The 4,115-nt window shown below is 27.5% G+C and carries 3 protein-coding genes; 2 read left to right on the forward strand and 1 reads right to left on the reverse strand.

Annotation, left to right across the window (positions count from 1 at the left end; all coding sequences use genetic code 11):
* The first annotated feature begins 52 nt into the window (after positions 1-52).
* Entirely contained in the window at positions 53-1,108 is a 1,056-nt protein-coding gene (locus B2W91_RS10545) for an NADH:flavin oxidoreductase (RefSeq protein ID WP_291580616.1), read from the forward strand.
* 117 nt (positions 1,109-1,225) lie between these two features.
* Here the strand turns inward: B2W91_RS10545 and asnB are convergent, their stop codons facing one another.
* Complete coding sequence (gene asnB, locus B2W91_RS10550; protein ID WP_291580618.1) at positions 1,226-3,127, reverse strand: asparagine synthase (glutamine-hydrolyzing); 1,902 nt, start codon at positions 3,125-3,127, stop codon at positions 1,226-1,228.
* A gap of 390 nt (positions 3,128-3,517) precedes the next feature.
* On the opposite strand from asnB, the gene B2W91_RS10555 reads away from it, so the two are divergent.
* Entirely contained in the window at positions 3,518-4,075 is a 558-nt protein-coding gene (locus tag B2W91_RS10555) for a hypothetical protein (RefSeq protein ID WP_291580619.1), read from the forward strand.
* Positions 4,076-4,115: the final 40 nt, after the last annotated feature.

Here is a 4,115-nt window from a genome sequence, read left to right on the forward strand (position 1 = left end):
GAGCAATGTTCATATAAGTTAATAGATCGAAATCTATAATAGGGGGATTTAAATGAAAAGTTTATTTGACAATGTAACCATGGGGAAATTATCTTTAAAAAACAGATTTGTTCGTTCTGCTACTTATGAAGGAAGAGCAAAGGATGATGGTCATTTAAATGATGAAATTTACAATATCTACGAGAATTTAGCTAAAGGAGGAGTGGGTCTTATTATTGGAAGCTATGCTTATGTTACGAAAGATGAACAGCCTTCTCCTAAAATGCTAGGAATTTATAATGACTCCTTTATTGAAGATTATAAAATACTTGGGGAAATAGTTCACAAATATGATTGCAAATATATTCAGCAAATAGTATATGGTGGTTCTCTGAGTGGGTTTGAAGTGGAAAACAGAGAAATATTTGGACCTTCAGCTATAGAAAATAAAATTACTAAAGTTACTCCTAAAGAAATGACTATAGAGGATATAGAACTATTGAAAAAAGCTTTTAGCGAAGCTGCATTAAGAGTTAAAAAGTCTGGCCTTGATGGGGTTCAAATACATGGAGCTCATGGATATTTATTATCTCAATTTTTAAGCCCTTATTATAATAGAAGAACTGATGAATATGGTGGAAATGTTGAAAACCGAGGGAGAATAATATTAGAAGTATATGATGAAATAAGAAGTATAGTTGGAGAAGATTTTATAGTTACTATAAAAATAAATTGTAGTGATTTTGATGATGAAGGTGCTGCATTTGAAGAATGTGAATATGTCTGTTATGAGTTAGATAAAAGAGGAATTGATGGGATAGAAATAAGTGGTGGTGGCAATTATAGTAGTAATAAAATAAGTTATACAGATTCTGTTTTTAGAGATTACGGAAAAATTATAGCGGACAATGTAAAGTGTAAAGTAATGTTAGTTTGTAAAAATAATAATTTAAATACTATGGAAGAGGTACTTAATAATAGTAAAATAGAATGCTTTTCAATGTCTAGGCCGCTGATTTGTGAACCTGATCTTATAAATAGATGGGCATTAGGGGATAGAACTAAACCTAAATGTTTATATTGTGGTAACTGTATATCTGTAGGAAAGATGTGTATACTTCATAAGTAAAATTTTAGAGATATACAATAATTATTTAGTAAGTTTTATAACGTTTATTATAGTGTTACTATTAATATGCTGCGTTATTAATAGAAAAAAGTCGTGACCTTAAAGTCACGACTCTTTTTATTTAGTTACTTTATCTAAAGCTATTTCTTTGTGAAAATCATAAGAAGCAGTATTTTCAATGAAAACTCTATGCCATATTAAGAATACGAGAATAGTCCATATTTTTCTGCTTCTGTCAAATGGTCCTCTTCTGTGTTCTTCAATAAGATCTAGAACTGCTTTTTTATTTATAAATTCATCAGCATTACTTTGTTTTACTATATTAACAGCCCAATCATAAAGCTCATCTTTTAACCATAGGCGAATAGGTACTGGATAACCTAATTTCTTTCTATCTATAGCACTAAGCATAGGAAGCTCTGATTTATAAGCTTCTCTTAACATATATTTAGTTACATGACCATTAATCTTTTCATCTAAAGTTAATTTTGAAGCAACATTAAATACTTCTTTATCTAAAAATGGTACTCTTAGCTCTAAAGAGTGAGCCATTGTCATTCTATCAGCTTTAACTAAGATATCTCCAGTAAGCCAAGTATTAAAGTCAACATATTGCATTTGTGTTACTTCATCATAGTTTTTAGCTCTTTCATAAATATCCTTCATCGCTTTTGGATAAGTATATTTACTATTATAGCTTCTTAATATATCTGGCTTTTCGGAATCTACAAATATTTTAGCATTTCCAACATAACGTTCTGAAATTGGAGTACATCCTCTTTCTAAGAAACTCTTTCCTCTTGTACCTTCCGACATTTTAGAAGACATAGATCTTAGTAGCTTTTTAGCACCATTAGGAATATAGTCAAACATTTTTAATGATAGTGGTTCATGGTATATAGTATATCCACCAAAAACCTCATCAGAACCTTCACCAGATAATATAACAGTTACATGTTTACTAGCTTCCTTTGCTATAAAGTAAAGAGGAATTGCAGCAGGATCTGCTACTGGAGAGTCCATATGCCATATAATTTTAGGTATTTCATTAGCAAACTCTTCTGCTGTAATAATTTTACTTATATTTTCAACTCCTAGTTTATCAGCAGTTTCTTTAGCTAAATCAATTTCAGTATATCCTTCTCTATCAAAACCTATAGTGAAAGTTTTAATATCAGGCTTAAATTTTTTAGCAAGAGCAGTTACTACAGTAGAATCTATACCACCAGATAAAAAGGTTGCTACAGGTACTTCTGATTGCATATGAAGCTCAACAGATTTCTCTAATACATCTCTTATCTCTTTCATTCTTTCATCTTTTGGCATTGGAGCTGGATTGAATTGCATTGAATAATATTGATTTATTTCATGTTTTTTTCCTAGTTCTTTTCTTATTGTATGACCTGGTTTTAAAATTTTAACATCTTCTAACATAGTGTTTGGCTCAGGTACAAATTGAAAAGTTAAATAGTTGTGAAGAGATTCTTCATCAATCTTTTTATATGTAGTGTCTTTATTTGAATAAAAGCTTTTAAGTTCAGAGGCAATATATAACCCATTATCATTTTCTATATAATAGAAAGGCTTTATTCCAAACTGATCTCTTGCACCAAAAAATACATTTTTAGTTTTATCCCAAATTATAAATGAGAACATACCTCTTAATTTACTAACAAAACTTTCACCATAATGCTTATAAAGAGTTGCTATAACTTCAATTTCTGAATTAGTATTAAATTCATATCCCTCTTTTATTAAGTCTTCTCTTAATTCTAAATAATTATATATTTCACCATTGAATACTAATTCGTATTGACCATTTTCGTGAGTATAAGGTTGTTTTCCATTTGCTAAATCAAGAATACTTAATCTTCTAAAACCTAAATAAACATAGTCATCAACATATTCTCCATCTTGATTTGGTCCTCTATGAATAATAGATGCTGTCATTGGAGTAAACGCATCCTTAGTTTCAACATTCATTGGCGTATTACTAAAAAATGTTACAAATCCACACATGTTACTTCCTCCTTAGTGATGAATTTTATGATATTTTATTCTCATTTTTTCATTTTATCTTAATGAAAAAAACTGGTCAATATATAAAATCTCTTCACTATTATGTATTTTAACTTTCATAAATAATTTTATTCACATAAATTATAGTATAACATAGTTATTTATGGAATAGTTATAAAAAAAAATTAAGATTAGACATATTTTAAGAAAAAATAAATAAAATTACATATGTAGATATATAGTAACTTATACTTACATAAAGTATAAATATAAGAATTTATTTTGTCATATTTTAAAAAAAGAAAAAATATGGAAAAAAGAGGTAATACCATTAAATGGTAGAATATTTTAATTGTAAAAATATTACAGTAATTTAAGGAGAGATATATAATGAGTAGTATAAATAAACTAGGTAAAAATATAGCCTTTTATTATTATGGAGATGATCATATGGTTATAAATATATATAAATACATAAAGGGTTGCATTAAGGATAATATATATGTTTATTTAAATATTGAAGACAGACTCTATAATCTTTTATACAATTTTTTAGATGATACAGAGAAATTGATGATATGTAATGAAACTATGGAAAATATAGTGTTGAATAATGACTTTGAGGTAGTAAAAGAGTTTTTAGCACGATATAGGGATAATAAAGTTGAAAGCGGATTTTCTGATGTAAGATTTATAATTGATGTAAAAGGCATAATAAATTCAAGTAGTAAACTATTATTTAAAGATTTTTCAGATTATTTATATGACATATGCTTGAATAACAATATGATTGCACTACTATTATATGATTTTGGCGATTATATGAACAATGGAAAAATTATAGATAAAGATATTATAAAACTTTCTTATATTAATCATACTCATAGAATGTTTGCTGATGAGATAATACCTATTGAAGAATTTATGAATAATAAAAATTTAGCTTAATTATTCACAATTGTAGACATTTCTCAGCGATTGCTGAGAA

It is taken from the genome of Clostridium sp. UBA6640 (assembly GCF_002455975.1).
Taxonomy (GTDB): Bacteria; Bacillota; Clostridia; order Clostridiales; family Clostridiaceae; genus Clostridium_J.